Below are 25,359 nucleotides of genomic sequence, written 5' to 3' on the forward strand. Positions count from 1 at the left end.
CGGTTGAACGCAACTCGTCGGAACGGGAAATGCACTGCCCCGTTGCCATCGCAGTGAAGCCGACCATCGCTCGAAAAGCGCTGCTCAAACTCCGAAATTCCTGATTGTCCCTGCCCGGCTATCCAATCGCGCGGGTGGAACTGCGTCCCAAGCACCATAAATGAGACGCCAATAAGGCAGCGCGGTATTTTCTACCGCGCTGCCCGAATTCGTGTCCGTAGACGAACTTACTTGAGCTCGACCTTGGCGCCGGCAGCTTCCAGCTTCTTCTGAATGTCCTCGGCCTCGGCCTTGGACGCGCCTTCCTTGACGGCCTTCGGAGCGCCTTCGACGAGAGCCTTGGCTTCGCCCAGGCCCAGACCGGTGATGGCACGGACTTCCTTGATGACGTTGATCTTGTTGTCGCCGAACGAGGCGAGGATCACGTCGAATTCGGTCTTCTCTTCAGCAGCAGCGGCCGGAGCAGCAGCACCGGCAGCGGCGGCAACGGCGACCGGAGCGGCAGCCGAAACACCCCACTTCTCTTCGAGCAGCTTCGACAGTTCCGAAGCCTCGAGGACGGTCAGGGCAGACAGGTCGTCTACGAGTTTGGCGAGATCAGCCATTTGAATTCACTCTCTTTGATGTTTCAGTTCGAACCGTGGAGGGTCGTTTCGACCCCACGTGGGTAGTCATGCCTATGCTGCATTGCCCTTCTCGGCGTGAGCCGAGATGACCCGTGCAACCGCACCGCCCGGAGCCTGCAGGACAGACGCGATACGCGTGGCCGGCTGCTTGAGCATGCCGGCGAGCGTGGCGCGGAGCTGATCCAGCGAGGGCATCGTGGCGAGCGCCTTGACGTTGTTCGCGTCGAGCCCGGTCTTCCCCATTGCGCCACCGAGAACCACGAACTTCTGGTTCTTGTCGGCGAAAGCGGCCGCGACTTTCGGCGCGACCATGGGATCCTGGGCGAAGGCGACGACGGTCGGACCTGTGAACAGGGCCGAGATGTCCGCGTTGTCGGTTTCCTTCAGAGCAAGCTTGGCAAGGCGGTTCTTGGCGACCTTCACCGTTCCGCCGGCCTGCTTCATCTGCTTGCGCAGATTTTCCAGGTCAGCAACGGTGAGGCCGGTATTCTGAGCGACCACGATCGAGCCAGCCGCCGCGAACGACGCCTGGAGCGAAGTGACGAGCTCAGCCTTTTCCGCTCTTTCCACTGCTAGTCTCCACATATGATCCGGAGATAGGCCCCGGACCGTTTGCCAATTGCTGCCCTCCGTTTCGGGAGTGCAGCGGTTGATGCCTGTCAACCGGCTGACCGTTGGGAGGACGAAATGCCCCTTGGCGGCAACTGGCCTGGTTCGAACCGGAACGAATTCCGGTCTTCACCCCATCTATGCAGGCCCCTCTTGGAGCTTAGGCGCCTCGCGGCGCACCCGCAGTCTCGGACAGGACTTCTGCCATCCCTGCGGACGGCATTTCCGGCGACCGAAGCCGCCGGAAACCTTGGGTCGCGAAGATCGCGACCCGTCATTCGTTGGTCGCGCGATCGAACCGCAAAAGTCTGCAACTTTTGCTGATCGCGCTCCGTGTCAGTCCTTAGTGGACCGACGACGGGTCGACGTGGACACCGGGGCCCATGGTCGACGAAACGGCGACGCGCTTCATGTAGGTGCCCTTGGCGCCGGCCGGCTTGGACTTCTGAACCGCATCGGCCAGAGCCTTGATGTTTTCCAGCAGCGCTTCCTCGGTGAACGAGGCCTTGCCGACGCCGGCATGGATGATGCCGGCCTTCTCGACGCGATACTCGACGGCGCCGCCCTTGGCGGACTTCACCGCACCGGCGACATCCGGGGTCACGGTGCCGACCTTGGGGTTCGGCATCAGGTTGCGCGGACCGAGAATCTTACCCAGGCGGCCGACGAGCGGCATCATGTCCGGCGTAGCGATCACGCGGTCGAAGTTGATGTTGCCGCCCTGGATCTGCTCCATCAGGTCTTCCGCACCGACGATATCCGCACCGGCGGCCGTGGCCTCGGCGGCCTTGGCGTCGCGAGCGAACACGGCGACGCGAACGGTCTTGCCGGTGCCGTTGGGCAGGTTCACCACGCCGCGGACCATCTGGTCGGCATGACGCGGGTCGACGCCCAGGTTGAAGGCGACTTCGACGGTCTCGTCGAACTTGGCCTTGGCGCGCTCCTTGACGAGCTTGATGGCTTCGCCGAGCTCGTAGAGCTTCTTGCGGTCGATGCCTTCACGAATGGCGGTCGTACGCTTACCGAGGTTTGCCATCTGGATCAGCCCTCTACCTGGATGCCCATGGAACGGGCCGAGCCCGCAATCATGGTCATGGCCTGCTCGACATCATAGGCGTTGAGGTCGGCCATCTTCTTCTCGGCGATCTCGCGAATCTGCTTGGAGGAGATGGTGCCGGCCGATTCCTTGCCCGGGAGCTTGGAACCCGACTTGAGGTTCACGGCCTTCTTGATCAGGTAGGTCACCGGCGGGAGCTTGGTCTCGAAAGTGAAGCTCTTGTCGGCATAAATGGTGATCACGGTCGGGATGGGCGAACCCTTCTCGAGCTCTGCGGTCTTGGCGTTGAACGCCTTGCAGAATTCCATGATGTTGAGGCCGCGCTGACCCAGCGCGGGGCCGATCGGGGGCGACGGGGTCGCCGAACCGGCAGCGACCTGAAGCTTCAGGTAGCCAGTAATCTTCTTTGCCATGATACGTCCTTTCAAACGCTGCCCGGCGTCACCCGGGCGGTGAGACGCCGTGGTCCGGGACTTACGGGCGCTTGGCGAGCACCCTACCCTCCCACGGTTTTCGGCAACCTTGCGGCTGCCGCATCGGCTTGCGCCGAATTCTTCAGTCGGTACGCGAAGGCTAGACCTTCTCGACCTGACCGTATTCGAGTTCCACAGGCGTCGGCCGACCGAAGATCGACACTTCCACCTTGAGGCGCGAACGTTCCTCGTCGACCTCTTCGACCACGCCGTTGAAGCTGGCGAAGGGACCGTCGGCGACCCGCACCTGCTCGCCCACCTCGAACGAGACGGAGGGCTTGGGATGCTCGACGCCTTCCTGCACCTGCTGCAGGATGGCCATGGCTTCCTTTTCCGAGATCGGCATGGGCTTGTCGCCCGAACCGAGGAAGCCGGTAACCTTGGGCGTGTTCTTGATGAGGTGGAACGCCTGGTCGGTCATTTCCATCTTCACCAGGACATAGCCCGGAAAAAACTTGCGCTCGGCATCAACCTTGCGGCCGCGACGCATCTCAACGACCTTCTCGGTCGGCACGATGACGTCGTCGAACAGCTCCTCGAGCTTATTCTGAGCGACCTTCTGCTTGATGTCCTCAGCGACCTTGCGCTCGAAGTTCGAGTAAGCCTGAACGATATACCAGCGTTTGGCCATGCCGCGCCGTAGCTCCTAGAGTATCCGTTTGTCGCTCAGCGGATCGACAGCATCAGCTGCACGAGCCAGGCGATGATCTGGTCGGCGGCAAGGAAGAACAGGCTCGCAAGCGTCACCATGATCAGCACCATGATGGTGGAGATCAGCGTTTCCTGCCGGGTCGGCCAAGTCACCTTGTTGGTTTCCTGGCGTACTTCCTGGAGGAATTTCAGTGGGTTGACGCCCGCCATCGGCTCTTCTTTCCGTCCGGCCTTCCGGCCAAAAAGCAATAACCGCGCGAGTCACCCCGGGCGGCTGGGAAGCGGTATCTAATGGCTTGGCCCAGCTATTGCAAGCCCCAGTGACATGCTCGTGTCACCAGATCGATCAACCTGCACACCGCGCGTGGTGATCTCGTTGTCAGCGGGTCGTCAGGTTAGAGCGCGTAGCCTTCTGAATCGCGACGGACCATATGGAGGGCACATCTTGTTCAACGCGTATGAATTGAACCCGGACCCCAGCGCCGCCGGCCAGTTGGTCGGCCTCGCCGCAGCCGAAGTCGAACGCGAGCTGATTCTCGCGACGCTGCGCGCCACCCAGGGCAACCGCACCCACGCGGCCGCCATCCTCGATATCAGTGTGCGTGCGCTGCGTTACAAGCTGAACGAATATGCCGCAAACGGCATCACCGTCCCACCCCCGCCGCATGGCTCGGAGCGCATCGAACTGGCGTGAGGGAGCTCTCGCAGGTGGCAGGGGCAGCAGGACTTGAACCCGCGACCCTCGGTTTTGGAGACCGATGCTCTACCAACTGAGCTATACCCCTAAAACCTGCGGCCCTCCCTCTACTGAAAAGGCGAGGGCTTCGCAAGTGCCCAGCAGACAATCCTGACGGCGTCGACCACCCTGAGAACACGAGGCAAGCGCCCTCACCCGCTACCCGCGTTTTCGTGCGGCGGATGGGAGCGTTCATGGCCTATGGATTCGACGTACCACCACCATCCGCAATTAGAGATAACAATCGAGGCGCTCGTCGCGCGGCGTGCCGGCGCCGTAGTCGGGAGCGCCGATATCGTCGCGCAGGTGGCTGCTGAGTTCGCGGATATCCATGCGGCGGGGCTCGGCTGACCACGAAAAGACGCGGCGTGCGAGTTCGACGAGCGGGTGGCGGGACTTCCGGGGCTGATAGAGCATTTTCCCTCCTCGGGCTTTGCTGCCCCGTAGATGCGCTCCCTCGGCTTTGATTTCCAACCAAACGTCGGGTATCGTGCATAAGGAGACTTTATGCCAAACAACCTGCCGCCGCTTGCCGCCATACGTGTCTTCGATGCCGCCGCCCGGCATCTGAGCTTTACGCGCGCCGCGGCGGAGCTGGGGATGACACAGGCGGCGGTGAGCTACCAGATCAAGCTGCTCGAGGAGCGGGTGGGTGCGCCGCTGTTCCTGCGGCGGCCGCGCGAGGTGGTGCTGACCGAGGCCGGGCAGCGGCTAGCGCCCGATATCAGTCGGGCCTTCGACATCCTGCGCGATGCTTTCGTGGAATTGGGGGAGCGTGAGCACGGGACGCTCATCGTCAACACGATGCACACATTCGCCTCGCAGTGGCTGGCGCCGCGGCTCGGCATCTTTCAGCTGTTGCACCCGGAAATCGCGGTGCGGCTCGAAACAACCGAGCGGCTGGTCGATTTCGGGCGCGAGGAGGTGGATGTGGTTGTCCGCTCGGGCAAGGGCAACTGGCCGGGCCTGGCCGCGACCAAGCTGCTCGATGTGCGCTACACGCCGATGCTGTCGCCGGCGTTGGCCGACTCGATCGGCGGCGTGCGTGAGCCGGCCGATATCCTGAAACTGCCGCTGATCGACCCGCGGGATCCGTGGTGGCTGACATGGCTCACCACCAACGGCCTGCCGATCGAGGTGCTGCAGCACCAGAAGGCGCCGTCGCTGAGCATCCAGGCGCTCGATGCCGTCTCGGCTATGGCCGGCCAGGGCGTGACGCTGCTGACCCCGGCCTATTTCGAGCGCGAGGTGGCCGACGGCAAGCTGATCCAGCCATTCAGGCAGGTCATCGACGAAGGCAATGCGTATTACCTCGCCTATCCCGAGGGCCGCAGGAACGTCGCCAAGATCAAGGCGTTTCGCGACTGGATCGTGGGCGAGGCGGCGCGCTCGAACGCCTAGGCTGGAAGTCGCGGCCTATTGTCGGGAAGGTTGGAGCGGGTGAAGGGAATCGAACCCTCGTATTCAGCTTGGAAGGCTGCTGCTCTACCATTGAGCTACACCCGCGACGCGTTCCTGATAGCGAAGCGGCGCTGAGCTAGCAAGCGGTCGGCGATGCAAAGGAAAGGGTGGTGGGAGAGGTAGGACTCGAACCTACGAAGGCTTAGCCAGCGGATTTACAGTCCGCCCCCTTTGCCACTCGGGACACTCTCCCGGTCCCTTGGGAACCGCTGACTTTCGTCAGGCGCCGAACCACCGGTCCGAAGCGCGTGCGGTTTATGCTGACGGGGGCTCCCCCTGTCAACACCGAATGTGACGTGTCGTGACAGAGATTGTGCCGCCGGCGGTGGAGGTTGGCGTCTCCACCACCGGCGGCCTGCCCCGCCCGGTGCGGATCGGGCGGGCGTGCGGTCCGGCGCTCAGGTTTCGGGTCCGGGCAGCGCCGGCCGGAGTACTCAGTCGTCCCTGCGGTCGTCGTCGCGGCCTCGGCCGCGGCGGTGGCCGTCGTCATCATCGCCGTCGCGGCCGAAGCGATCTTCGGCTTCGCAATGCACCCTGCCGGTGACCTTGCTGCCATCATAGGCGACGAGGGTGGTCGTCGTGTGGCTATCGATCGCTACGGTGGCGCAGTAGTCCGCCAGCACCTTGTCGTTGACGAGTTTCTTGATGCTGGCTGCCGCCGCCGGCTGCACGGCGACGGCGAGGACTACGGCGATGAGTGTGCTTACTGTCAGAGCCTTCATTGGAGCCTTCTAGTTGGAGCCTTCTTCCGGGCCTTCGGGTCTACTGTCTGCTGGACGACGACCGGTTTAGCAGAGTGGCCCTTACGCACGGCCGGCGGCCGCCGTAAGCTGCTCGTAAGCTTGATTGCGATAGTGGACCGCCGATGCGCCGCCGCCACCTCCTCACCCTGTTCCTCGCGCTCGCCGCGACGCCGGTCCTCGCCCAGGGCCGCGGACGCGACGACGATGACGACGATCACGACGATGCCCTGAAGGGCGTCGAGGATCGACGCGCACTGGCGCTCGAGGAGCTGCTGCGGCGCTTTGCCGAACAGATCTCGGGCCGCGTCGTCGATGTGAGCCTCGAGGAGCGCGGCGACCGGCTGACCTTTCGCGTGACCTATGTGGCGCCAGACGGGCATGTGCGGCGGGCCCGGCTCGACGCCGCCACCGGCGCGGTGCTGGACTAAGCCATGCGCATCCTGGTCATCGAAGACGAAGACGGCATCGCCACCACCGTCCGCACCGGGCTCGAGATGGCCGGGTTCCTGGTCGAGCGCGAGGCCAATGGCGAGGACGGCTGGTTCCGCGGCGACACCGAGGCGTTCGACGCCATCGTGCTCGATCTCGGCCTGCCGATGCTGGACGGGCTGACGGCACTGAAGCGCTGGCGCAAGGCCGGGATCACGACGCCGATCCTGATCCTTACGGCCCGCGGCAACTGGGACGAGCGCGTCGAGGGGATCGACGCCGGCGCCGATGACTATCTCGCCAAGCCCTTCCGGGTGGAGGAACTGGTGGCCCGCATCCGCGCCCTGCTCCGGCGCTCGGTCGGGCACCCTGCCCCGGTGATCGAGCATGGCGACATCAATCTCGATACGCGGCAGGTGCGGGTGGTGAAGGCCGGCGCGCTGGTGCCGCTGACGCCGCAGGAATTCCGCCTCGTCAGCTACCTGATGCACAATCTGGGCCGCGTCGTCGGCCAGCCCGAGCTGACCGAACATCTCTATACCGACGACACCGAGCTCGATTCGAACGCGGTGGAAGTGCTGGTGCGGCGTGTGCGCCAGAAGCTGGGCGCCGATTCCATCATCACCCGCCGTGGCTTCGGCTACGGCATGGGCATCGAGCCCGAATGAAATCCGCCTCGCTCCGCCTGCGGCAACTGGCGCTAGCGGCGGCGTCGCTGGTGCTCGTGCTGGTGGTGGCTGGCTACGCGTTCGCGGCGATCTTTGCCGACCACACGCAGCGCTCGCTGGCGTCGCGGCTGACGGCGGAACTCGACCGGCTGGTCGCGGTCACCGATGCGACCCTGGCGCTGCCGGAGCTGACCACCCCCCTGCCCGATGCGCGCTACGACACGCCGGCCGGTGGCATCTACTGGCAGCTGCTCGATCCAACCACCACCGAGCGCGTCCGCTCCCGCTCGCTGTGGGACACGACGCTGGCCGCCTCGGCCACCGGGGATGAAGTCGTCACCGAGCGCACGGCCGGACCGGCGGGGCAGACGGTGCTCGTCGTTTCGCAGAGGCTGACCTTCGAGGGCCCGGACGGCACAGAACGACCGCTGCAGCTGGCCGTGGCGGAGAACCTCGCCGATGTCGAGGCGGCCAATGCCGCCTTCCGCTCCGACCTCATTCGCGCCCTGACCATCATCGCATTGGCGCTGCTCGGCACATACTGGCTCACCGTCGAGATCGGGTTGGCGCCGCTCAAGCGGATCAAGCGCGATGTCGGGCGGGTGCGCTCGGGCGAGGCGCACACACTCGAGGGTCCCTACCCGACCGAAGTGGTGCCGCTGGTGACCGAGGTGAACGATCTGCTCGCCCTGCAGGAGCAATCGATCGAGTTTGCCCGCGAGCGCGCCGCGGACCTCGCGCATGGTCTCAAAACCTCGCTGACGCTGATGAATGGCGAAGCGTTTGAGCTGCAGCGCACCGGTCAGGCGGAGGCGGCGGGGCGGATCGAGCAGCTGACCGAGCGGATGACCGAGACGATCGATCACCAGCTGAAGCTTTCGCGCTTGCGGCACCGTGTGCGCTCCGACCGGCATGTGACGCCGCTGGCGGAGGTTGCCGGCAAGGTGGTGGCGGCGGTGCGCGCGACGCCCAAGGGGCGGGAGCTCGCGTGGAAGACGGAGATTCCGGCCGGGCTCGTGGCCCGGCTCGACGCCATGGACCTGTCGGAACTGCTCGGGGTGGTGCTGGAGAACGCGGCCGAATACGCCAGCCACGCCGTGCATCTCTCGGCCAGACAGGACGGCGAACGGGCCGTCATCGCGATCGTCGACGATGGACCCGGGTTGGACGAAGCCGCCATCGCGCGCCTGGGCGAGCGCGGGCGGCGACTCGACGAGGCGCGGCCCGGGTCCGGGCTGGGCCTCGCCATCGCGCGGGAGATCGTGACGCTGAATGGCGGAACTCTGTCCTTTGCCCGCGCCGCGGCGGGCGGACTGGCAGTGACGATCGAGATCGGCGCGGCGGCGGCCCGCTAGCTTGTTCGGGCGGGCAAAACGGGCTACCGCATCGGCATGAGCCGCAACAAATTCCCGCCCAAGCCGAAATACGATCCCGATACCGGTCCGGTCTATCTCTACGGCCTGCATACGGTGCGCGCCGCGCTGGACAATCCGCTGCGCGAGCGACGCAACCTGCTGGTGACGCCGAACGCGCTGATGCGGCTCAAGGAAACCGGCACGGTGGAGATGCGCTACACCGAGACGACGCCCAAGGAGCTCGACCGGCTGCTCGGCGCCGATGCGGTGCACCAGGGCGTGGCGCTCGAAGTCGAGGCAGTGAGCCGGTTCGGGCTCAACGATGTGCCGAACCCGCGGCTCGTGGTGATCCTCGATCAGCTGACCGATCCGCATAATGTGGGCGCGATCCTGCGTACGGCTTGCGCATTCGGGGCTGATGCGGTGGTGACGACCGCACGGCATTCACCGCGCGAGACCGGGGTGATGGCCAAGGCCGCCTCAGGGGCGCTCGACCTGGTGCCGATGATCGAGGTGCGCAATCTCGGCGATGCCATCGAGAAGCTGAAGGACCGCGGCATTACGGTGATCGGCTTTGATTCCGAGGCGCCTCAGCCGCTGCGGCCGCGGACCGACGACGTGCCAATGGCCATCGTGCTCGGCGCCGAGGGGAAAGGGCTGCGGCAGCGCACCCGCGAACTCTGCGACGAGATGGTGCGGCTCGACATGCCCGGGCCGATCAAGTCGCTGAACGTCTCGAACGCTGCGGCGATTGCGCTGTTCGCCGCCACGGCGGGACGCGGGCCGGCGTAACCGGCCCGCTACAGTCGCTTACGGCAGCACGCAGCGCACGAGCGCCGCGCCATCCACGGTGATCGCATCCGGACCGGTTTCGACGACCTCGAAGGTCGTCGCACCGGCAGTCAGGCTGGCCTTGCCGTCGACAGCCGGGGTCGGGTTCAGGATCGAGATCTCGCCGCCCCTGCGCAGGCTGACGCGCGAGATGACCACGAGCCCTTCGTTGTTGCCCTGGTCGACCGTGGCGCAGTCGGTCGAGTCTGGCACCCAGACGCCGAGATAGCCGATTTCGCCCGTGGCGCCGGCGGCGGCCGCGATGCGGGTGTCGGGTTTCAGGCCCTGGGCTGGCAGCGTGCCGGTGGCGGCGGCGGGCGCAGCCTCGGCCGTCGTGACGGCGGCCGCAGCATCAGCGGCACCTTTTGTTTGTGCAGTGGTGGCGGTGGTGGCCGCTGTCGTTGCGCCACCGGCTGCAGCAACGGCAGCCGCGGCGTCGGCCGCGCCTTTGGCCTCGGCATTTCCGGACGGCGCAGTGGCCGCCGCGACGGTCTCCGAGGCGGCGGCGGCAGCAGCAGCGTCGGATGCGCCCTTGCTTTGCGCATCAGCCGCCTCGGCAGCGGCTGCCGCAGCAACGGCATCGGCAGCACCCTTGGCTTCGGCCGTAGCCGCACCGGCGGCCTCGGCGGCGGCGACAGCGGCATTGGCGTCTGCCGCGCCCTTGGCGGTGGCGACGGCAGTCTCAGCCGCATTGCGTTCTGCTTCCCCCTCGGCAGCGGCGGCGTCTTCTGCCGCCTTGCGCTCGGCGGCAGCCTTCACCTCGGCCGCAAGCCACTCTTCCTCGGCTTTCGCGGCAGCAACTGCCGCTTCCGCATCTCCACGGCCCTTGGTCCGGGCAGCTTCGATGGCGGCAGCGCGCTGGGCCTCAACCTGCGCTGCGGCAGCGGCCGTAGCGGTCGCAACGGCGGCCTCGGCGTCGGCTCTGCCCTTCGCGCCTGCGGCTTCGAGCGCCGCCACGCGATCAGCTTCGGCCTTCTCGGAAGCTGCGGCCACGGCGCTCGCGATCGCGGCCTCGGCATCCGCCTTGCCCTTGGCGGCGGCAGCCTCAAGGGCCGCAACGCGCTCGGCCTCTGCCTTGGCTGCCGCAGCTTCTGCAGCCTTGCGCTCCTCCTCTGCTTTCGCAGCGGCGGCAGCTTCCGCGGCCTTGCGTTCGTCTTCGGCCTTTGCCGCAGCTGCGGCTTCCTCGGCGGCCTTCGCGTCGGCAGCCGCCTTGTCGGCGGCTGCCTTCTCTTCGGCTGCCGCCTGCTCCGCTGCAGCCTGCTCGGCCGCGGCGTCTGGGGACGGGGTAGCGGCAGGCGCCTGCGCTGCGGGCGCAGCCGGCGTCTGCGCGGGCGGCGGGGCCGGCTGGTTATTGTCGCAGGCCGCGAGCGTCAGGCCGGCCGCGACCAGGGCGGGCAAGGCAAGAAGGCGAAGAGGCGTCATCATCGTTTCCTCGTTGCAGGCGGCGCCGACAAGGCTGTCCCTCGGCTGCCGAATAGACCATCTGGCGCGAAGCTGGGCAATTGGTCAGCTGCCCGCCAGGGTGACGACGACGTTGACAGTCGCCGCCACGATCACCGTGTTGAAAAAGAAGGAGAAGAGCCCGTGCAGCATCACGCGCTGCCGCATCGTGCGCGAGCTCACGGCAACATCGGCTACCTGTGCCGTCATGCCGATCACGTAGGCGAAATAGAGGAAGGCCATGCCATCGGGCTTGTCGCGCCCGGGAAAATCCAACCCGCCGAGCACGGCGTCACCGCCGGTCGCGGCATCGTCGCGATAGTATTCGTGGGCATAGTGCAGGGCCGCCATGGTGTGCACTGTGAACCAGCCGAGCAACACCGAGACGACACTGAGCACGATCTCAACAGGATCGGCCGAGCTGCCGCCGTTGAGGGTGAGAAACAGCGAACCCATGGCGACCAGCACGACCAGCCCGGTGACGGTGAAGATGGCGCCGATAGGCGCATCGGCATCGTCCGGCCGCTGCATCAGGAACGCGGCGCTCAGATGCGGCAGCACGAGGGCGGTCAGGACCAGATAGACCGCGAACATCGCATTCGCGCCGATCGCGACGGCATAGGAGGGAAGAAGCCACAGGCCGAGGGCCAGGCCGATCGCCCCTGCCCCGGCGCCAAGATAGAAGGCCAGGTAGCGCGGCCACGCCTTGACCTTCGCTGCGAGCTTCGAGCGCTTCGCCATCGGCGCCTCCCGACCGAATCGCACCGGCCAGCGGGGGCCGAGCACAGCTGAGCGTTAGCGAAAGCGGCCGGCCGCGTCACGCCCGCCCCGCCTTGCGCCCCGCCCCGCCCGATGTTATCGACCGCCTCGCGCCGGTATAGCTCAGTTGGTAGAGCAACTGATTTGTAATCAGTGGGTCGCGGGTTCAAATCCTGCTGCCGGCACCACCCATCCCAGGCGGCCGGTCAGCTCTTCATCGCTTCTGCATGAAGACCATCAATACCGTATTCAGCGCCGGTGGCGTGGCGGCCTGGAAGAGCTCGATCAGCGAGAACAGGACCGGGTTGCCGCCGCTATAGGCGGGCGGCGCCGAGCAGGAATAGGAACAATCGATCCAACGGTCCTCGCTGAACGCGCGGCGGATGGCTGGGAGCGTGTTGAGCCGGTACATCTTGGGAAAGACGTCGCGCTGTTGGCGGCCGGGCTGCAGGCGACGCAGGAAGGCGCCCTCGAGCGCATCGGGAACGGCGCGGGCGCTGAGTCCGATATAGCCCCACTTGTTGGGCGTGCGAGCGCAGAACCAGCCGCCCGGCTTCAACACGCGACCGACTTCCGCAACGAAGCTTTCGACATCGGCAATGTGTTCGATCACCCAGTCGCTGTAGACAAGATCGAAAGTGCCATCCTCGTACGGCAGCGAACCGCCGGGACCGAGGGTGCGCCGGTCGTCGAGATGCTCGTTCTGCAGCACGGCCTCATCGACGTCGCAGCCCGAGAGCCAAGCCACCCTGCCCTTGAGCCGCGACAGCGATCTTGGGAAGTGGTCGGCAGTCTCGAGCCCCGCGCCGCGCCCGGCGCCGAGGTCGAGAACCGTCGACTGCTTGGAGATCAGCGCATTAATGCGAAGATAAAACGCGACGGTGGTGTCGTCGCGGGCATAATTGCCGGCTCCCATTTCGGGGCGCTTCTGCTGCAAATCCAAGGACGCCTCCGGCTCAGCCAGGAACTATCGAGTGGCGTTACATGGCAGTCGACGCGTTCCACGGGCGTGACTTTGGCGGCGAAGCTCTAGCCGGCGCTGTGCTTCTTCCAACGCTTGACGATAATTTCGCGCTTCAGCCGCGACAGACGGTTGAGGAAGAACACGCCATTCATCTGGTCGATCTCGTGCTGGGCGATGCGGGCGGGCAGGCCCTCGAGCCGTGCGGCTTGACGTGCGCCGGCTTCATCATCCCACGAGACCTCCGCCCAGATCGGACGGACGATCTCGGCCTCGGCCCCCGGCATCGACACCGAGCCCTCGGTGCCGGGCGCGGTTTCCGTGGCAAGCGCATCGATGGTCGCGTTGTAGAGCACACGATGGTCGCGCCTGGCCGGATCCGGCTCAAAGCTCACCACGACGACCGGGGCCACGGCGCCGATATGGACCCCGGCGAGACCGTAGGCGTTGGCCGCCCGGGCCGCCTCGAGCAGGCGCTGGCCGATGGCGCGCAGTCCGTCGTCCACCGGCCGCGGTTCAGCCTTCCGTTCGAGCCGCGGATCGGGCCAGTTCACGATCACCGCTAGAACAGGCCGCCGCGACCGAAGTTGAAATCATTGAAGCCGCCGCCCGGATCCTGGTTCTGCTGCTGGATGGCCTGGAAAGCGTTGGAATCCACGCCGATCACCGAAGTGACGAGGTTGGGGCCGGTGCCCGGCTTGAAGGCTTCATAAATGGCGACATCGCCGCCATTGGCCTTCACGCCGCTGCCCGGATTGATCCAGACCTGGTTCATGCCGCCGGGCATGTTGAACGGGGTCGGGGGCTTGCCGGCGAGTGCCTTCTCCATGAACTGCGTGAAGATCGGCACCGCCATCTCGCCGCCGGTCGCCTGACGCCCCATGTTGCGCGGCGTGTCGAAGCCGACATAGACGCCCACCGCCAGCTCCGGCGTGAAGCCGATGAACCAAGCGTCCTTGTAGTCGTTCGACGTGCCGGTCTTGCCCGCGACCGGGCGGTTGAGCACCTTGGCGGCGGTGCCGGTGCCGCGTTGCACCACGCCTTCCATCATCGAGGTGATCTGGTAGGCCGTCATCGGATCGAGCACCTGCTCGCGGTTGTCGATGATCAGCGGTTCGCCCTGGCTGTGCCAACCATCGGCGACGCAGCCGTCGCAGACGCGCTCGTCATGCCTGTAGATGGTCTTGCCGTACCGGTCCTGGATGCGATCGATCAGCGTCGGCACGATCTTGCGGCCGCCATTGGCAATGGTGGCATAGGCCGCCGTCATGCGCATGTCCGTCGTTTCGCCGGCGCCGAGCGCCATGGCGAGGACCGGGTTCAGATCGTCATAGATGCCGAACATCTTGGCGTAGTCCGAGATCAGCGGCATGCCAAGATCCTGCGCCAGGCGCACGGTCATGACGTTCCGGCTCTTCTCGATGCCGACACGCAGGGTCTGCGGACCATAGAAGCTCTGCGCATAGTTCTCGGGCCGCCAGATACTGCCGTCGGCATTCACCACCTCGATCGGCGCATCGAGCACCACCGAGGCCGGCGTATAGCCATTGTCGAGCGCGGCCGAATAGACGATCGGCTTGAACGAGGAGCCTGGCTGCCGCATCGCCTGGGTGGCCCGGTTGAATTCGGATTCGGCGTAGGAAAAGCCGCCGACCATGGCGAGCACGCGGCCGGTGCGCGGATCCATGGCGACGAGGGCGCCTTCGAGCTCTGGCACCTGCTCGAGCGTGTAGGCGCCCTGCTTGCCGGCCACCGCCGAGACGTAGACGACGTCGCCCGGCTTGAGGATGGTGCCGAGCTTCTGGCTCACCCATTTGATATCGGGACCGGCGAGAGTGCCGGTTACGCGCTCGGTCGAGACCTTGCCGCCAACGTCGGTCTCCGGGCGAAGGCCGATCGTGCCCTCGTTGTCGCCCATCTCGAGAACGACCGCGAGACGCCACTCGGGCACGTCGCTGAGGGGACGCACCTCGTTGACGGCAACACCCCAATCCTCGGCGATATCGACGGTCGCGACCGGCCCACGGAAGCCCTCGTTGTGGTCGTATCGGATCAGGCCGTCCATCAGGGCGCGGCGCGCCGATTCCTGCAGGTGCGGATCGAGCGTGGTGCGCACGCTGAGGCCGCCGCCATAGAGCTCGGATTCGCCGTAGAGCTTGCCGAGCTGGCGCCGCACTTCCTCAGTGAAATATTCGGCCGAATAGAGGCGCGTGCCGGTATCGCGCGGCGTGACCACCAGCGGCTCCTGCTTGGCCTTGGCGCCATCCTCGGCAGTGACGTAGCCATTCTCGACCATACGGTCGAGCACCCAGTTGCGCCGCTCGATGGCGGCCTTGGGGTAACGGAACGGATGGTAGTTGGTCGGACCCTTAGGGAGTGCAGCGAGATAGGCGGCCTCCGGCAAGGTCAGCTCGTAGAGCGCCTTGTCGAAATAGTTGAGCGCGGCCGCGGCGACGCCATAGGTCTGGCCGCCGACCGAGCCGAGGAAGATCTCGTTGAGGTAGAGCTCGAGAATCTTGTTCTTGCTGAACGTCGACTCGATCCTGAGCGCCAGGATCGCTTCCTGGATCTTGCGGTCCCAGGTCTGCTCGGAGGTGAGCAGGAAGTTCTTGGCCACCTGCTGCGTGATGGTGGAGCCGCCGCCCTGGATGGCAGAATTGCCGTCGATGCGGGCCATGACGTTGTCGCGCAGGGCGCGGACGATGCCGTCCACGGCAAGGCCGCCATGCTTGTAAAAATCCTTGTCCTCGGCGGAAAGGAAAGCGTCGATCACCAGCGGCGGGATGGTCTCGATGGGCTGGAACAGGCGGCGCTCACGGGCATATTCGGCGAGCAGGGTGCCGTCGGCGGCGTGGACGCGCGTCGTTACGGGCGGCTGATAGTCCTTCAGCACGGTATAGTCGGGAAGCTTGGCCGTCAGGTCGTTGAGGTAGACCGCGCCTACGGCGACCGCACCCAGCGCACAGAACACACCAAATCCGAAAAGCCAGCCGAGCAATCGCAGCATCAGTACCTAAACCCTGGAAACAAAGCCCCGACGTTAACCCGGCCGGACGAACTCGACAGCGGAATCATAGCAGACAAGGGCGGAATTGTGGACATCACGCGCACCGGAGCACGTAAGCGCCGCCGATGGTGCGCGCCGGTCACTGCGTCGCCGTCGCCGCGGTTTTCTGCGTCTGGTCGAAATAGTCGGCAATGCCGCGAGCCAGCGCATCGACCGTACGGTCGCGCCAGTCGCTCTGTTGCAGGTTGGCGATGTCGGAGGCGTTGGACAGAAAACCGAGCTCGACCAGCACCGACGGCACGTCCGGTGCCTGCAGCACGAAGAAGTCGGCCTGGCGCACCGGGAACGGACGCAGCGTCACGCTCGGCTCGAGCTGGTGGATGATGGACTGGGCGGCAAGGAAGCTCGACTTGCGCATCTCGCGCCGCATCAGGTCGACGAGGATGTCCATCACGGCCGGGGTTGCTTGCGGCACGGCGAAGCCGGCGACGATATCATAGCGGTTTTCGCCATCGGCCAGTACCTTGTCGAGCACGTCGGTGGCATTCTCGTCGCGGGTATAGACCGAGGCGCCACGGATTTCGGGCTGCTGAAAACTGTCGGCGTGGAGCGAGATGAAGATGTCGGCCTTGTTCTGCCGAGCCAGATCGACGCGCTCATCCAGCGAGAGATAGGTGTCGTCCTCGCGCGTGAGCGCGACGTCGAACTTGCCGGTCTCGATCAACACCTTCTGCAGCTGCAGCGCGAAGGTGAGCGTGATGTCCTTCTCGTGCACGCCATTGGGGGCGCTGGCGCCGTTGTCGACACCGCCATGGCCCGGGTCGAGCACGACCAGCGGCCGTGTGGCGGCCACGGTCGCGTGCGTTCCGGGCGCGGTCGAAGACGCTTCGGGCGCCGTGCCGCGGTTGGCAAGCGAAGCAGCAAGGTCGGCAGCGACCTTCTCGGTGAAGGCTTCCGGCGTGGTCGGAATGATGTCGACGACGAGACGAGCCGGCTGATCGGCCACGGCGTCGAGGACATAGGCCTGCTGGACGAGCGCCGGCGCCGCCAGCGTCAGCGTCGTGCGGGCCCTGCCCTTCTCGGCCATCTCCACTGCGTACGAAGTGACCAGGCCGCTGCCGGCAACGTCGGCGGGCGCCAGAATCTTCACGTCGAACGCCTTGACGTCGATGGCGAGACGGTTCGGCTCGGCGAGGGTCGCTATGGCGAACTCGGTGGGGCCGCTGAGATCGATGATCAGGCGGGCGCGCTCGGCCGTGGCGGTGACGCGAGCGTCGATAACGTCCGGATAATCCTCGATCGATTCGAGCTGCGCGAAAGCCGGCGCGGCCGCGAACAAGGCCAGCAGCATGGCCGCCAAGGCCATGCAAATCCTCATGAAGCCGCCGGTTTTACCGCCGGGCCCGGCAGATTTCAGCAAGTCGGTATCGCTCCCCTGAACAGGCGCCAAGAGCCCTATCACTCCGGCGATTCTGCGGCGTTACGGCGACGAAGTCGACAATGCAATATCGTCCTGCCTGTCAAACCCGCCTGCCCACGCAGCTTCTGACTTTCCTGTTGCCAATTTGCGGCAACAACCCTAAAGCCATCTTGAGGCGGCCTGCTGCCCCTCCCATATGCCGGTATGGCGCATCGTGCCCCAAGGGGCCGGGATGGTGGCAGCGGCGGACCCTAGCTGGTCCGAAGTGCGGCACATTTGACGCCTCGCGTAAGAATCTCGATTCCCACGGGGATCGAAGAGCGGGCAGCAAGAATTCGCTGGCCTGTTCTCAAGGAAGAGGTCTGATGGCCACCGGACGGACAAAGTTGGACGCGATCCCGAATAGCGGTTGCGCTTTTGTCATCGACTTTCCGGCTGCCAACGCTCTCCACTATCGCAACGGCGTGTTCGCCGTCGCTCCTCCCGGCGCACTAGGCGCCCCTACCCCAGAACCATTCGCCTCGCATGGCGCCACACGGGGAGGCCCGGCTCGCCGGGCTGCCGCTGTCGGCGCGCGAAGGCGCGGAGACTTAGTCTATGGCTACAAAGCGCATGTTGGTGGATGCCATCCACCCGGAAGAAACACGGATCGTCGTCACCAGCGGTAACCGGCTCGAGGAGTTCGATTTCGAATCCGCCACCCGGCGGCAGCTCAGAGGGAACATCTACCTCGCCAAGGTGACGCGCGTTGAGCCGTCCCTGCAGGCGGCCTTCGTCGAGTATGGCGGCAACCGCCACGGCTTCCTCGCCTTCTCGGAAATCCATCCCGACTACTACCAGATCCCGATTGCCGACCGCGAAGCCCTGCTGCGCGACGAGGAGCATGAGGACGAAGAGCACGACGCCGCTCCCGCCGCGACGACCGAGGCGGAGGCCCCCGCCGAGGCCGAGGACGACGAGGAGCATAGCCACATCGAGCAGGCGCCGGCCAATAACGAGCCGGTCGAAAGCGTCGGTGGCGGCGACGCGCTCGAAGACGCGCAGGAGCGCCGCCGGCCCTCGCAGCGCCGGCACCAGTACAAGATCCAGGAAGTGATCAAGCGCCGGCAGGTCATGCTGGTGCAGGTCGTGAAGGAAGAGCGCGGCAACAAGGGCGCGGCTCTGACCACCTACCTGTCGCTCGCCGGCCGCTATTCGGTGCTGATGCCGAACACGGCGCGTGGCGGCGGTATTTCGCGCAAGATCACCAATGCCGCCGACCGCAAGCGCCTCAAGGAGATCGTCGGCGACCTCGATGTGCCGCAGGGCCAGGGCATCATCCTGCGCACGGCCGGTGCAAGCCGCACCAAGGCCGAGGTGAAGCGCGACTTCGAGTACCTGCAGCGCCTGTGGGAGAATGTCCGCTCGCTGACGCTCAAGTCGCAGGCACCTTGCCTCGTCTACGAGGAAGGCTCGCTGATCAAGCGGACCATTCGCGACCTCTACAACAAGGACATCGATGAGCTGTACGTGGCAGGCGACGACGCCTACCGCGAGGCCAAAGATTTCATGCGCATGATCATGCCGAGCCACGCCAAGAACGTGCAGCTCTACAAGGAAGATGCGCCGATCTTCTCGAAATATTCCGTCGAGGGACAGCTCGACCAGATGTTCTCGCCCACGGTGAACCTGCCCTCGGGCGGCTATATCGTGATCAACCCGACCGAAGCTCTCGTCTCGATCGACGTGAACTCGGGCCGGGCGACCAAGGAACACAATATCGAGGACACCGCGCTCCAGACCAACCTGGAAGCCGCCGAGGAAGTGTCGCGGCAGCTTCGCCTGCGCGACCTTGCGGGCCTCATCGTCATCGACTTCATCGACATGGTGGAGAACCGCTCCAACCGGGCAGTGGAGCGCAAGCTCAAGGAAGCGCTGAAGAACGACCGGGCCCGGATCCAGGTCGGCCGCATCAGCCATTTCGGCCTGCTCGAGATGAGCCGCCAGCGCATCCGCTTCGGCGTGGTCGAGAGCTCGACGCACAAGTGCCCGACCTGCCAGGGTACCGGGCTGGTGCGCTCGGTCGAGAGCCTGGCGCTGATGGTCATGCGCAACGTGGAAGACTACGTGCTGCGCAAGCCCGGCCAGTCGATCAACCTGCGCGTCCCCACCGACGTGGCGCTCTACATCCTCAATTCCAAGCGCGGTACGCTGAACCAGCTCGAGGCCAAGTACGGGCTGTCGATCACCATCGTCGCCGATGACCATGTCGGTCCCTCGCACTATGCCATCGAGCGTGGCGAGGCCCGCCAGCTCGATCGCAGCGAAACCGCCGGCACGCATGTGCGGGTCGATACGTCCACTCTCATCGAGGCCGATGTGGCCGACGCTGACATCGTCGACGAGGACGAAGACGAGGCCGAAGAGACGGCCGCGCGTTCCGACGAAGGCAACGGCGAGCGCTCCGGCCGCCGTCGCCGCCGCCGGCGCGGCCGTGACCGCGATCGCGGCGAGCGCAGCGACAATGGTCAGCAGCGCCAGCCCGCCGCCGAGGTTTCGGCCGATGCCGAGGGCGGTGATGAGGATGGCGAGGCCGAGAGCGCGCCGGGCACCGTGGGGGAAGACGGCGAGCCGCGCCGCCGCCGCCGTCGCGGCCGTCGTGGCGGCCGTCGCAACCGCCGGCCCGAGGATGGGGTCGAGCAGGTGGCAGCCGACGCCGAAGCCGGCGCACCCGAACAGGATGCGGAAGCTGCTGCCGTGGCCGAGCTGGTTGCCGAGGCGGACGTGGTCCCTGCCGTTTCGGTCGAGCCTGCACCGGCTGTGACCGAACCCGTTGCCGAAGAGGCGCCCAAGCCCAAGCGCGGCCGTCGCAAGAAGGCCGAGCCGGTAGCTGAGGAAGCTGCCGCCGCCCAGGCTCCGGCTGTGGTCGAAGCACCCGCCGCCGAAGAAGCCGCTCCGGCCGAGGAGGCACCCAAGCCGAAGCGTACCCGTGCCCGCAAGCCCAAGGCAGCGCCGGCGGCTGAGGAAGCCGCCCCTGTGGTTGCCGAGGCTGCTCCGGTAGTTGCCGGGGCCGAGGCTGCTCCTGTGGTTGCCGAAACGGAACCCGTCGTTGAGACAGCGACCGAGGAAAAGCCGAAGCGGCGCGCAAGGAAGTCTATCCCCGAGGGCGAGATCGTGGTCAGCACCACGGCTCCCTCCGAAGAAGCCGCGGCGGAGGAAGCCAAACCCAAGAAGGTCGGCTGGTGGCAGCGCCGCCTGGGCCTCGGTGGCTGAATGAACAAAGGGCGGGAGTGATCCCGCCCTTTTCGCATCCCGGCGCCAGCGCCTGTCGCTCATTGTTTTACATTCGAAGCCGTCCCCAAACTCCGGCGTCATCCCCGCGCAGGCGGGGATCCAGCAGCCGTAGGTCCGGTGGCCGACTGGGTTTTCGCCTGCGGGAATGTCATTGCGGATGAGGCGCCATGTCGTCGCGCTTGGCGTCAAGGCCCACGATCGGAGGATCGCGAAGGCCGTGGCCCCCTCAGCGTCCCTTGAGGAAGGTTTCGAGCCGGTTGAGGCCTTCGTCGATGGTGGCGCGGGTGCCGGCGTAGGAGAAGCGGACGAAGCGGTTGCCGTTTATGCGGTCGAAGTCGATGCCCGGAGTGGCGGCGACGCCGACGGCGTCAAGCAGCTCGATGCAGAAGTTCAGGGAGTCGTTGGTGTAGCGGGAGAAATCGACATAGGCATAGAAGGCGCCGTCGCCCTCGCTGGCGGTCGCGAGGCCGAACTGGGCGAGGCCTTCAGCGAGCGCGTGGCGGTTCTCGGCATATTGCGCCTTCTGGGCTTCGGCGTAGTCGCGCTCGCCCAGCGCCACGCGGCCGGCGATCTGGCTGAGGGTCGGAGCGGCGATAAACAGGTTCTGCTGCAGGATGTTGGTGCGTCGGTTGACCGCCTCGGGCAGCACCATCCAGCCGATGCGCCAGCCGGTCATGCAGTAATATTTGGAGAAGCTGTTGATCACGATGGCCTGGTCGGTGAACTCGAGCGCCGAGACGGACGGGGCGCGATAATCGAGGCCGTGGTAGATTTCGTCGGAGATGAAGCGGATGCCGAGGCGGGCGCAGGTGTCGACGATCTCTTTCAAGCCGTCGCGCGTTACCGCCGCACCGGTTGGGTTGGCCGGCGAGGCGAAGAGCAGGCCGTCGAACTGTTCGCGGGCATAGGCGGCTTCGATATCGGCGGCGATGAGACGCCAGCCGGCGGCGGCTGTCACCGGAATCTCGACCGCCTGCATGCCGAGGCCGTCGAGCGTGTTGAGATAAGCAGGATAGCCCGGGCGGGTAACGGCGATCTTCGCGCCGCGACCGAAGGCGGCGAGGAAGGCGAGAATGAAGCCCGAGGACGAGCCCATGGTGACGACGATCGCGTCGGGATCGACGGTGGCGCCGTGCTGGTCGTGGTAGTAGTCCGAAAGCGCTCGCCTCAGCTCGATCTGGCCGGCCGAGTGCGTGTAGTGCTGCGGTAGGGCGAGGGCCGCGGCCACTGCCTCACGCACCTTCGGTGCCGGTGGAGCGCCGGGCTCGCCTGATTCCATGTGCATGATCGTCCGACCGCTCGCCTCGGCCGCCTTGGCGCGGGCGGTGATCTCCATCACGTAGAAGGGCCGGAGGCCCGTGATCTTGCTCTCGTCCATATCCAGACTGGCTAAGTGATCCGCGCCGCCGGCTCAACCAGAATTGAAGCGGGCCGGCTTCGTGCGGTGGCAATTTCGTGGTGGTCTGATAGAGCGTTGGGCCAGAAGTGCCCTGGAGTTGCCATGTCCCGCCTGACTACCGCCCTCGTTGTTCTCGCCGGCGTCCTTGCGGGCGGACTCGGGATGTCGCTCGCGACCCGCCCCGCCATGGACGAGGCCGCGGTGCGCTCGATTGCCGAGGAGGTGGTTGCTACCGCGCCCAAGGCCGGACTCGACCAGCCGGCGGTGGAAACCATCGTTGCCGACTATCTCGCCCGCCAGCCCAGGCAGTCGGCGGCACAGCTCGATGCGGCGACACTCAACCCGATGATCGAGGACTATCTGCTCGCCAACCCCCGCATCCTGCAACAGGTCGATGCGGCGCTCGAGGTCGAACTGACTGCCGAACGCAAGGCCACGACGGCGACGGCGCTGGCCGAACTCAAGCCGGCCATCTACGAGGCCGAAGGCCAGGTGGTGCTGGGCAATCCCGAAGGCGACGTCACGCTGGTCGAGATGTTCGACTATAACTGCACCTACTGTCGGCAGGCCCTGCCCGCGCTGGCGCAGCTGCTCGAGGAGGACAAGGGCGTAAAGCTCATCCTCAAGGAGTTCCCGATCCTGTCGCAGGGCTCGCTGGATGCCGCCAAGGTGGCGATCCAGGTAGCGGACGCTGACGTGGACTACTGGGGCTTCCACCAGGCGCTGTTCACCGGCCGCGGCCAGGTCGATAAGGCAGCGGCGCTGAAAGCCGCGTCCGATCTCGGGCTCAACCCGATCACGCTGGAGATGGGCATGGGCACGCCCAGGGTCGCCGAGGCAATCAAGACCAGCTACACGATCGCCGACAAGCTGAAGATCACCGGCACGCCGACCTTCATCATCGGCGACGAGATCATCCCCGGCGCCGTGCCGCTCGACGTGCTGAAGGCCAAGATCGCCAACATGCGCGCGTGTGGCTCCACCACCTGCCCCGCGACGCCCGGTTAGACCTCGCGCGTCTCCACACCCAGCGAACGCAGCGCGTTCCAGTATTCCGGATAGGTCTTGCCCACGCATAGTGGGTCGAGGATCGTGATGCCGCCGACCTTCAGCGCGGCGAGCGCGAAGCTCATGGCGATGCGGTGGTCCTCGTAGGTCTCGATCCGAGTCGTGGCGTTGCGGCGAGGCTCGGCGAGTGCCGGGTCGGAATTCACGATCAGGTCGTCGTCCTCCTCGCGCGCGAGGCCGGGCCGGATGCGGTTGAGCTCGGTGGATAGCGCCGAGATACGGTCGCACTCCTTTACCCGCAGGTTGGCGATGCCGACGAAGCGAACCGGCGTCTCGTTGAAGGCAGCCAGCACGGCGAGCGTGGGTACGGCGTCCTGCATCTGCGAGCCGTTGATGACGGCCGGCATGCGCGGGAACTGCCGGATCAGCTTGGCGGCCTCGGCGTCAGGCTGGGTGAAGGACTCCATCGGCACGCCGAGATCGATCTTGCCGTGGGTCAGCGCTTCGGCGGCCCACAGGTAGGTCGCCGCTGAGGCGTCGGGCTCAATGTGGAAATCGGTGGCGCGGTAGCCGGTGGGCTCAACGCGCCAGGTCATTTCGTCGATTTGCTCGACGCTGGCGCCGAAGGCGCGCATGGCGGCGAGGGTCAGGTTGACGTAGCCACGGGCGTCAAGGTCCTTGCCGGTCAGCGCGACCTCGATCGGGCCTTCGCCGAACGGCGCGGCCATCAGCAGGGCCGAGACATACTGGCTGGAGAGGCCGCCATCGATCTCGACGCGGCCGGAGCCGAAGGTACCGGTGCCGTTGATCGTGACAGGCGGACAGCCGGTGGCGCTGGTGGCGTCGATGCCGAGCGAGCGCAGGGCGACGAGCAGCGGCTCGATCGGACGCTTGCGCATGGCTTCGTCGCCATCAATGACGACGCGGCCGGTGACGAGGGTCACGGCGGCGGTGAGGAAGCGGGTGGCGGTGCCGGCATTGCCGAGCATCAGCGGCTCGGTGGGGGCCTTGAGCGTGCCACCGCTGGTGACGATGAAGCTCGTGGCATCCGGTTCTTCAACCGAAACACCCATCTGGATCAAGGCCTTGGCCATGAGCTGGGTGTCGCGGCTCTTGAGTGCGCCGGTGAGGCGGCTGGTGCCTTTGGCGAGGGCGGCGAGCAGCAGGGCGCGGTTGGTGATCGACTTCGATCCGGGCGGCGTCACGCGGCCGACCAGCGGATGGGCAGGCGGAATGATCGTCAAAGCCTCGAGCTTTGAGGGCGCATCAATAGTCATGGAAAACCCCGTCACAGCGGCCTGAAGCCGCGCTCACTCCGGCAGTGCCGGACACATCGATCTGTCGAATGGCCCGGTCCTGTCGCCGGGGTGAGGTTGAAGCAAGCCGGATGGGTGTAGCGAATTGGCGGACGCGCTGCAACTGGGGCGTAGGTTAGCATGGCCGACCTATTGCGCTACGGATTATGAACCGATCATTGACGCGATCTGAACGGGCTTTCGCACCATCGCGGAAGACGCCGCGGCATCTCGGGATGGGCCCCGGCCTTCGCCGGGGTGACATCGTGGGTGGGGGAGATTGAGCGGACGGGCGCTTACGCGTGCGCGGCGGCGCGGGCGTCGGCCAGGGCCTTGAGGTCGGCGGGCTTGAGCTGGACGCTTTCGCCGCAGCCGCATTCGCCGGTCTGGTTGGGGTTCTTGAAGGTGAAGCCGGACTTGAGGATGTCTTCCTCGAAATCCATCACCGTGCCGAGCAGGAACAGGGTCGCCTTGGGCTCGACATAGACGTGGACGCCCTTGTCCTCGATGTGGTCGTCGCCTGCTACCGGCTCGGCCACGTAGTCGAGGGTGTAGGACTGCCCGGCGCAGCCGGCATTCTTGATGCCGACACGCACGCCGGTGACCGGCTTGTCGCTGTCTTCCATGATCTCGCGCACCCGCTCGGCGGCTGCGTCGGTGAGGCTCATGATCTTCAATGGCATCGGACTCGGACCTTCATCGTAACCAGACGATATATAGACCTAACGCTTCGAACTTACCACCAGTTCAGCGCGACCTGGGCCTCTTCGCTCATGCGCGAGGCATCCCATGGCGGATCGTAGACCATGTTGACGGTGACGTTCTGGATGCCCTCGACGCCGAGCGCCGCGTTTTCCACCCAGCCCGGCATCTCGCCGGCCACCGGGCAGCCCGGCGCGGTCAGCGTCATGTCGATGGTGAGGTTGCGGTCGTCGTCGAGATCGACCTTGTAGATGAGGCCGAGTTCGTAGATGTCGACCGGGATCTCCGGATCGTAGACCGTCTTCAGCGCGCCGATCAGGTCGGCGGTGATGCGCTCGACTTCCTCGGGCGCCATCGTGCCGGCAATGTTGGGCGTGATGCGGGGCGTGTCGCCGGCATTGGGTTCGGCCACCACTTCCGTCGCAGGCGCCAGTTCCTTGCTTTCGTCCGTCATAT

26 protein-coding genes and 4 tRNA genes are annotated in these 25,359 nt (G+C 65.9%); 9 read left to right on the plus strand and 21 right to left on the minus strand.

Annotated elements, in window-relative coordinates:
- Positions 1-227 precede the first annotated feature (227 nt).
- The 6 genes from rplL to secE form a co-directional block, all read right to left on the minus strand.
- Positions 228-605: a 50S ribosomal protein L7/L12 gene (gene rplL / locus AC3A6I_RS09605; RefSeq protein ID WP_487543462.1), complete on the minus strand. Its 378-nt coding sequence runs from the start codon at positions 603-605 to the stop codon at positions 228-230.
- A gap of 72 nt (positions 606-677) precedes the next feature.
- Positions 678-1,196, minus strand: coding sequence for a 50S ribosomal protein L10 (rplJ, locus tag AC3A6I_RS09610; protein ID WP_487543463.1), 519 nt, complete (start codon positions 1,194-1,196; stop codon positions 678-680).
- Between the two features lie 382 nt (positions 1,197-1,578).
- On the minus strand, positions 1,579-2,271 hold the full coding sequence (rplA, locus tag AC3A6I_RS09615) for a 50S ribosomal protein L1 (RefSeq protein WP_487543464.1): 693 nt from the start codon (positions 2,269-2,271) through the stop codon (positions 1,579-1,581).
- A 5-nt stretch (positions 2,272-2,276) separates the two neighbouring features.
- Positions 2,277-2,705, minus strand: coding sequence for a 50S ribosomal protein L11 (gene rplK, locus AC3A6I_RS09620; protein WP_487543465.1), 429 nt, complete (start codon positions 2,703-2,705; stop codon positions 2,277-2,279).
- Positions 2,706-2,865: 160 nt separating this feature from the next.
- On the minus strand, positions 2,866-3,396 hold the full coding sequence (gene nusG, locus AC3A6I_RS09625) for a transcription termination/antitermination protein NusG (RefSeq protein ID WP_487543466.1): 531 nt from the start codon (positions 3,394-3,396) through the stop codon (positions 2,866-2,868).
- 35 nt (positions 3,397-3,431) lie between these two features.
- A complete protein-coding gene (gene secE, locus AC3A6I_RS09630) occupies positions 3,432-3,626 on the minus strand; it encodes a preprotein translocase subunit SecE (RefSeq protein ID WP_487543467.1) in 195 nt (64 codons plus the stop codon).
- Positions 3,627-3,861: 235 nt separating this feature from the next.
- On the opposite strand from secE, the gene AC3A6I_RS09635 reads away from it, so the two are divergent.
- Positions 3,862-4,110 (plus strand): helix-turn-helix domain-containing protein, encoded by a 249-nt coding sequence (locus tag AC3A6I_RS09635; RefSeq protein WP_487543468.1) that lies wholly within the window; start codon positions 3,862-3,864, stop codon positions 4,108-4,110.
- Between the two features lie 15 nt (positions 4,111-4,125).
- Here the strand turns inward: AC3A6I_RS09635 and AC3A6I_RS09640 are convergent.
- Both AC3A6I_RS09640 and AC3A6I_RS09645 read right to left on the minus strand, forming a co-directional pair.
- Positions 4,126-4,201: transfer RNA gene (locus AC3A6I_RS09640), tRNA-Trp, on the minus strand.
- Between the two features lie 182 nt (positions 4,202-4,383).
- A complete protein-coding gene (locus tag AC3A6I_RS09645) occupies positions 4,384-4,569 on the minus strand; it encodes a hypothetical protein (RefSeq protein WP_487543469.1) in 186 nt (61 codons plus the stop codon).
- Between the two features lie 90 nt (positions 4,570-4,659).
- Between AC3A6I_RS09645 and gcvA the strand changes: the two genes are divergently transcribed.
- Positions 4,660-5,553, plus strand: a complete 894-nt coding sequence (gcvA, locus tag AC3A6I_RS09650) for a transcriptional regulator GcvA (RefSeq protein ID WP_487543470.1) — start codon at positions 4,660-4,662, stop codon at positions 5,551-5,553.
- A gap of 31 nt (positions 5,554-5,584) precedes the next feature.
- Here gcvA and AC3A6I_RS09655 read toward each other — a convergent pair.
- The 3 genes from AC3A6I_RS09655 to AC3A6I_RS09665 all read right to left on the minus strand — a co-directional run bounded on the left by AC3A6I_RS09655 (position 5,585) and on the right by AC3A6I_RS09665 (position 6,335).
- Positions 5,585-5,658 (minus strand) — tRNA-Gly (locus AC3A6I_RS09655).
- Between the two features lie 63 nt (positions 5,659-5,721).
- Positions 5,722-5,806: transfer RNA gene (locus AC3A6I_RS09660), tRNA-Tyr, on the minus strand.
- Positions 5,807-6,047: 241 nt separating this feature from the next.
- A complete protein-coding gene (locus AC3A6I_RS09665; protein ID WP_487543471.1) occupies positions 6,048-6,335 on the minus strand; it encodes a hypothetical protein in 288 nt (95 codons plus the stop codon).
- A gap of 143 nt (positions 6,336-6,478) precedes the next feature.
- Between AC3A6I_RS09665 and AC3A6I_RS09670 the strand changes: the two genes are divergently transcribed.
- From AC3A6I_RS09670 to rlmB, 4 genes are read left to right on the plus strand one after another with little or no spacing between them, the layout of a single operon-like run.
- Positions 6,479-6,784 carry a PepSY domain-containing protein gene (locus AC3A6I_RS09670; RefSeq protein ID WP_487543472.1) on the plus strand — a complete coding sequence of 102 codons (306 nt, stop codon included), beginning with the start codon at positions 6,479-6,481 and terminating at the stop codon, positions 6,782-6,784.
- Between the two features lie 3 nt (positions 6,785-6,787).
- Entirely contained in the window at positions 6,788-7,453 is a 666-nt protein-coding gene (locus tag AC3A6I_RS09675; protein ID WP_487543473.1) for a response regulator transcription factor, read from the plus strand.
- Positions 7,450-8,808 (plus strand): sensor histidine kinase, encoded by a 1,359-nt coding sequence (locus AC3A6I_RS09680; protein WP_487543474.1) that lies wholly within the window; start codon positions 7,450-7,452, stop codon positions 8,806-8,808. Before AC3A6I_RS09675 ends, AC3A6I_RS09680 begins: the two co-directional genes overlap by 4 nt.
- Before the next feature lie 36 nt (positions 8,809-8,844).
- On the plus strand, positions 8,845-9,600 hold the full coding sequence (gene rlmB, locus AC3A6I_RS09685) for a 23S rRNA (guanosine(2251)-2'-O)-methyltransferase RlmB (RefSeq protein ID WP_487543475.1): 756 nt from the start codon (positions 8,845-8,847) through the stop codon (positions 9,598-9,600).
- Between the two features lie 18 nt (positions 9,601-9,618).
- On the opposite strand, the gene AC3A6I_RS09690 is transcribed toward rlmB, so the two are convergent.
- Both AC3A6I_RS09690 and AC3A6I_RS09695 read right to left on the minus strand, forming a co-directional pair.
- Positions 9,619-11,061: a hypothetical protein gene (locus tag AC3A6I_RS09690; protein ID WP_487543476.1), complete on the minus strand. Its 1,443-nt coding sequence runs from the start codon at positions 11,059-11,061 to the stop codon at positions 9,619-9,621.
- 84 nt (positions 11,062-11,145) lie between these two features.
- Positions 11,146-11,820 (minus strand): DUF1345 domain-containing protein, encoded by a 675-nt coding sequence (locus AC3A6I_RS09695; protein WP_487543477.1) that lies wholly within the window; start codon positions 11,818-11,820, stop codon positions 11,146-11,148.
- A gap of 130 nt (positions 11,821-11,950) precedes the next feature.
- On the opposite strand from AC3A6I_RS09695, the gene AC3A6I_RS09700 reads away from it, so the two are divergent.
- Positions 11,951-12,026 (plus strand) — tRNA-Thr (locus tag AC3A6I_RS09700).
- Between the two features lie 26 nt (positions 12,027-12,052).
- Here the strand turns inward: AC3A6I_RS09700 and AC3A6I_RS09705 are convergent.
- The 4 genes from AC3A6I_RS09705 to AC3A6I_RS09720 form a co-directional block, all read right to left on the minus strand.
- Positions 12,053-12,781, minus strand: coding sequence for a class I SAM-dependent methyltransferase (locus AC3A6I_RS09705; RefSeq protein WP_487543478.1), 729 nt, complete (start codon positions 12,779-12,781; stop codon positions 12,053-12,055).
- Between the two features lie 86 nt (positions 12,782-12,867).
- Complete coding sequence (locus AC3A6I_RS09710) at positions 12,868-13,353, minus strand: peptide deformylase (RefSeq protein ID WP_487543479.1); 486 nt, start codon at positions 13,351-13,353, stop codon at positions 12,868-12,870.
- Between the two features lie 8 nt (positions 13,354-13,361).
- A complete protein-coding gene (locus tag AC3A6I_RS09715) occupies positions 13,362-15,806 on the minus strand; it encodes a penicillin-binding protein 1A (protein WP_487543480.1) in 2,445 nt (814 codons plus the stop codon).
- A gap of 139 nt (positions 15,807-15,945) precedes the next feature.
- Entirely contained in the window at positions 15,946-17,172 is a 1,227-nt protein-coding gene (locus AC3A6I_RS09720; RefSeq protein ID WP_487543481.1) for an N-acetylmuramoyl-L-alanine amidase, read from the minus strand.
- Positions 17,173-17,823: 651 nt separating this feature from the next.
- Here AC3A6I_RS09720 and AC3A6I_RS09725 point away from each other — a divergent pair.
- Positions 17,824-20,478 (plus strand): Rne/Rng family ribonuclease, encoded by a 2,655-nt coding sequence (locus AC3A6I_RS09725; protein ID WP_487543482.1) that lies wholly within the window; start codon positions 17,824-17,826, stop codon positions 20,476-20,478.
- 247 nt (positions 20,479-20,725) lie between these two features.
- Here the strand turns inward: AC3A6I_RS09725 and AC3A6I_RS09730 are convergent, their stop codons facing one another.
- Positions 20,726-21,877 (minus strand): pyridoxal phosphate-dependent aminotransferase, encoded by a 1,152-nt coding sequence (locus tag AC3A6I_RS09730; RefSeq protein WP_487543483.1) that lies wholly within the window; start codon positions 21,875-21,877, stop codon positions 20,726-20,728.
- Between the two features lie 123 nt (positions 21,878-22,000).
- On the opposite strand from AC3A6I_RS09730, the gene AC3A6I_RS09735 reads away from it, so the two are divergent.
- Entirely contained in the window at positions 22,001-22,906 is a 906-nt protein-coding gene (locus tag AC3A6I_RS09735; RefSeq protein ID WP_487543484.1) for a DsbA family protein, read from the plus strand.
- Here AC3A6I_RS09735 and aroA read toward each other — a convergent pair.
- The 3 genes from aroA to AC3A6I_RS09750 all read right to left on the minus strand — a co-directional run bounded on the left by aroA (position 22,903) and on the right by AC3A6I_RS09750 (position 25,258).
- A complete protein-coding gene (gene aroA / locus AC3A6I_RS09740) occupies positions 22,903-24,183 on the minus strand; it encodes a 3-phosphoshikimate 1-carboxyvinyltransferase (protein ID WP_487543485.1) in 1,281 nt (426 codons plus the stop codon). The two genes, AC3A6I_RS09735 and aroA, sit on opposite strands and share 4 nt — an antisense overlap.
- A gap of 314 nt (positions 24,184-24,497) precedes the next feature.
- The gene (locus AC3A6I_RS09745; protein ID WP_487543486.1) at positions 24,498-24,884 is read right to left on the minus strand and encodes a HesB/IscA family protein; all 387 of its coding nucleotides are present in this window, start codon (positions 24,882-24,884) and stop codon (positions 24,498-24,500) included.
- 53 nt (positions 24,885-24,937) lie between these two features.
- A complete protein-coding gene (locus AC3A6I_RS09750) occupies positions 24,938-25,258 on the minus strand; it encodes an SUF system Fe-S cluster assembly protein (RefSeq protein WP_487545009.1) in 321 nt (106 codons plus the stop codon).
- Between the last annotated feature and the right edge of the window lie 101 nt (positions 25,259-25,359).

The organism is Devosia sp. Soil_C_22 (assembly GCF_057657195.1).

Coding starts and splice junctions, on each gene's coding strand:
- rplL (WP_487543462.1), bottom strand. CDS start 605: ATGGCTGATCTCGCCAAACTCGTAGACGACCTGTCTGCCCTGACCGTC.
- rplA (WP_487543464.1), bottom strand. CDS start 2,271: ATGGCAAACCTCGGTAAGCGTACGACCGCCATTCGTGAAGGCATCGAC.
- rplK (WP_487543465.1), bottom strand. CDS start 2,705: ATGGCAAAGAAGATTACTGGCTACCTGAAGCTTCAGGTCGCTGCCGGT.
- nusG (WP_487543466.1), bottom strand. CDS start 3,396: ATGGCCAAACGCTGGTATATCGTTCAGGCTTACTCGAACTTCGAGCGC.
- secE (WP_487543467.1), bottom strand. CDS start 3,626: ATGGCGGGCGTCAACCCACTGAAATTCCTCCAGGAAGTACGCCAGGAA.
- AC3A6I_RS09645 (WP_487543469.1), bottom strand. CDS start 4,569: ATGCTCTATCAGCCCCGGAAGTCCCGCCACCCGCTCGTCGAACTCGCA.
- gcvA (WP_487543470.1), top strand. CDS start 4,660: ATGCCAAACAACCTGCCGCCGCTTGCCGCCATACGTGTCTTCGATGCC.
- AC3A6I_RS09665 (WP_487543471.1), bottom strand. CDS start 6,335: ATGAAGGCTCTGACAGTAAGCACACTCATCGCCGTAGTCCTCGCCGTC.
- AC3A6I_RS09670 (WP_487543472.1), top strand. CDS start 6,479: ATGCGCCGCCGCCACCTCCTCACCCTGTTCCTCGCGCTCGCCGCGACG.
- AC3A6I_RS09675 (WP_487543473.1), top strand. CDS start 6,788: ATGCGCATCCTGGTCATCGAAGACGAAGACGGCATCGCCACCACCGTC.
- AC3A6I_RS09680 (WP_487543474.1), top strand. CDS start 7,450: ATGAAATCCGCCTCGCTCCGCCTGCGGCAACTGGCGCTAGCGGCGGCG.
- rlmB (WP_487543475.1), top strand. CDS start 8,845: ATGAGCCGCAACAAATTCCCGCCCAAGCCGAAATACGATCCCGATACC.
- AC3A6I_RS09690 (WP_487543476.1), bottom strand. CDS start 11,061: ATGACGCCTCTTCGCCTTCTTGCCTTGCCCGCCCTGGTCGCGGCCGGC.
- AC3A6I_RS09695 (WP_487543477.1), bottom strand. CDS start 11,820: ATGGCGAAGCGCTCGAAGCTCGCAGCGAAGGTCAAGGCGTGGCCGCGC.
- AC3A6I_RS09715 (WP_487543480.1), bottom strand. CDS start 15,806: ATGCTGCGATTGCTCGGCTGGCTTTTCGGATTTGGTGTGTTCTGTGCG.
- AC3A6I_RS09720 (WP_487543481.1), bottom strand. CDS start 17,172: ATGGCCTTGGCGGCCATGCTGCTGGCCTTGTTCGCGGCCGCGCCGGCT.
- AC3A6I_RS09725 (WP_487543482.1), top strand. CDS start 17,824: ATGGCTACAAAGCGCATGTTGGTGGATGCCATCCACCCGGAAGAAACA.
- AC3A6I_RS09730 (WP_487543483.1), bottom strand. CDS start 21,877: ATGGACGAGAGCAAGATCACGGGCCTCCGGCCCTTCTACGTGATGGAG.
- AC3A6I_RS09735 (WP_487543484.1), top strand. CDS start 22,001: ATGTCCCGCCTGACTACCGCCCTCGTTGTTCTCGCCGGCGTCCTTGCG.
- aroA (WP_487543485.1), bottom strand. CDS start 24,183: ATGACTATTGATGCGCCCTCAAAGCTCGAGGCTTTGACGATCATTCCG.
- AC3A6I_RS09745 (WP_487543486.1), bottom strand. CDS start 24,884: ATGCCATTGAAGATCATGAGCCTCACCGACGCAGCCGCCGAGCGGGTG.
- AC3A6I_RS09750 (WP_487545009.1), bottom strand. CDS start 25,258: ATGGCGCCCGAGGAAGTCGAGCGCATCACCGCCGACCTGATCGGCGCG.